This is a genomic window from Inquilinus limosus MP06 (assembly GCF_000767795.1).
Taxonomy (GTDB): Bacteria; Pseudomonadota; Alphaproteobacteria; order DSM-16000; family Inquilinaceae; genus Inquilinus; species Inquilinus limosus_E.
Genome location: NZ_JANX01000757.1, coordinates 1 through 2,443 on the forward strand (window position 1 = coordinate 1; position 2,443 = coordinate 2,443).

Annotated in this window: 4 protein-coding genes; 2 read left to right on the forward strand and 2 right to left on the reverse strand. The window is 71.8% G+C overall.

The annotated features are described in order from the left end of the window. Nucleotides 1-218 (forward strand): DUF2459 domain-containing protein (locus P409_RS31950; RefSeq protein ID WP_034848102.1); only part of this gene is annotated, 218 nt, incomplete at its 5' end. On the opposite strand, the gene P409_RS31955 is transcribed toward P409_RS31950, so the two are convergent. Together P409_RS31955 and crcB are read right to left on the reverse strand one after the other, a co-directional pair. Continuing rightward, nucleotides 219-722 (reverse strand): hypothetical protein, encoded by a 504-nt coding sequence (locus tag P409_RS31955; protein ID WP_034848104.1) that lies wholly within the window; start codon nt 720-722, stop codon nt 219-221. A 102-nt stretch (nt 723-824) separates the two neighbouring features. Then, the gene (gene crcB, locus P409_RS31960) at nt 825-1,220 is read right to left on the reverse strand and encodes a fluoride efflux transporter CrcB (protein ID WP_034848105.1); all 396 of its coding nucleotides are present in this window, start codon (nt 1,218-1,220) and stop codon (nt 825-827) included. Between the two features lie 149 nt (nt 1,221-1,369). On the opposite strand from crcB, the gene P409_RS31965 reads away from it, so the two are divergent. After that, complete coding sequence (locus P409_RS31965; protein ID WP_238578822.1) at nt 1,370-2,338, forward strand: RluA family pseudouridine synthase; 969 nt, start codon at nt 1,370-1,372, stop codon at nt 2,336-2,338. Nucleotides 2,339-2,443 lie beyond the last annotated feature (105 nt).

The following is a 2,443-nucleotide window of genomic DNA, read 5'->3' on the forward strand; positions in this document are numbered from 1 at the left end:
ACGCCATCCGCGGCACCGCCGCGCTGGGCCAGGACGGGCGCGGCATCCTGGCCGCGCCGCCGGGCACCGGCACCTACGAGGCCTTCTACGCCGCGCACGGCACCTATCGCCCCTGGCGCACCTGCAATGTCTGGACCGCCGACGCGCTGCGGGCCGCCGGCGCGCCCACCGCGCTGTGGGCGCCGTTCAGCTTCGGGGTGATGTGGCCGCTGGAGTGACTATTTCTTCTGCCGGCGCTTGCGCGGCTCCGGCTTCTTGGGGATGAAGCCTTCGGCGTCGCCATCCACGGTCTTGTCGGCATAGGAGACGGCGCGGCCCTGATAGGGGCCCTGGGCCGCGGAGATGAACTGCAGCGTGCCGTCCAGCTCATAGAGCTTGGCGCAGCGCTCCTCGCCCTCGCGGAAGCTCAGGCACAGCTCGTCCCTGCCGTCCGGCAGGTACCAGCGGCCGCGGAAGGTGGTGCGCCGGTCGCGGTACCACAGCTGCCCGTCCGGCGCGAAATACTCGGTCCAGGCGTCGCCCGCCTTGTCGGTGTTGGTGTCGACCGAGAAGGTGCCGTAGACGGTCTTGTCGCTCAGCCGTTCCAGCAGGTCCATGCGGGAGATCGGCTTGGCGCCGTGGGCCAGCAGGTCCTCGGCGGTCGGGTCCGGCGGCAGCGGCCTCGGCCCGCAGCCCGCCAGCACTCCCAGCAGCACGATCCCCGCCACGATCCCCAGCCTCATCGCCTGTTCCCCCAAATCTCCGAGCCGACTCGCTCCCGTCGCGAGACGATAATACTATGTTATGCACGGATGGCGGGAAAATCTCTCGCCCTCGGACTCCTTTCAGCGCGCCAGCGCGTTGGCCGCCCCGGCCGCGAGCACGCCGAGCCAGACCGCGACCAGGCACAATATCACCGACAGCACCACATTGGCGCCGGCGCGGGCCCATTCGCCGTCCTGCATCAGCCCCAGCGTCTGCAGGCTGAAGGAGGAGAAGGTGGTATAGCCGCCGCACAGCCCGACCATGACGAAGGTCCGGACATCGGCGCTGACCAGGAACCGGCCGTCCGGCCCGGTCAGGCCGCCGAAGATGCCGATGACGAAGGAGCCGAGGATGTTGATGCCCAGCGTGCCCCAAGGGAAGGCCGCGCCGAAGCGCTCGATCGCGAGGGCGGAGCACCAGTACCGCGCCATGCCGCCCAGCGCGCTGCCGGCCGCGACCCACAGATAAGTCCCCACGCGACGATCCCCTCTCGTGCTACACCACCCGCATGAGCCGAACGCCCGCCCCGCCGCCGACCCGAAAAGACCATCCTGCGCCGAAGCCCGCGGCCGGCGCCACCCCGCGATCCGGCGACCCAGCGCCGCGCGCGGTGCAAAACGTCGCGGTGTCGCCGGACGACGGCGAGCTGCGGCTGGACCGCTGGTTCCGCCAGCGCTTCCCGGGCCTGACCCATGGCCGGCTGGAGAAGCTGCTGCGCACCGGCCAGGTCCGGGTCGACGGCAAGCGCGCCAAGGCGGCGCAGCGGCTGGAGCCGGGGCAGACCGTGCGCATCCCGCCGCTGGACGAGGCGGCGGCGCAGCCGCCGGTGCCGCGCGCGCCGATGCCGCTGAAGGCGGAGAAGGCGGAAGGGCTGGCGGCGGAGCTGAAGCGCGCCATCCTGCTGATCGACGACGACGTGATCGTGCTGAACAAGCCGGCCGGCCTGGCGACGCAGGGCGGCGGCAAGGTCAAGGCGCATGTCGACGGGCTGCTGGACCATCTGCAGTTCGACGCCAAGGAACGGCCGCGGCTGATCCATCGCCTGGACCAGGAGACGTCGGGCGTGCTGCTGATCGGCCGCACGGCGAAGGCGACGCGGCGGCTGAGCGAGGCGTTCCGCGAGCGCGCCACGCGCAAGGAATACTGGGCGGTGACGGCCGGCGTGCCGCACCCGCATCAGGGCCGCATCGACCTGGCGCTGGCGCGGTCGCCGAACAATGTCGGCCGGGTGGTCGAGGATGGCGACGAGGAGGGGCAGCGCGCGGTCACCGACTATTCGGTGGTCGAGGCCGCGGCCCGGCACGCCGCCTTCGTCGCGCTTTGGCCGGTCACCGGCCGCACCCACCAGCTGCGCCTGCACATGGCGGCGCTGGACACGCCGATCCTGGGCGACGGCAAGTACGGCGCCGGCAAGGCCGTGATCGCGGGGGCGGAGCTGCCGCGCCAGCTGCATCTGCATGCCCGCCGGCTGGTGCTGCCGCACCCGGCGCGCGGCACCATCGACGTCACCGCGCCGCTGCCGCCGCACATGGCGACGACCTTCCGCTATTTCGACTTCGACCCCAAGGCGAAGCCCGAAGGGCCGGAGGACTGAGAAGCCGGTGGCGCCGGAACAAGCGTATTGCCTCTCCCGCTTGGCGGGAGAGGTCGGGCGTCCGCAGGACGACCGGGTGAGGGCTGGCCCAGGCCTCGACGAAAT

Coding starts and splice junctions, on each gene's coding strand:
- P409_RS31955 (WP_034848104.1), bottom strand. CDS start 722: ATGAGGCTGGGGATCGTGGCGGGGATCGTGCTGCTGGGAGTGCTGGCG.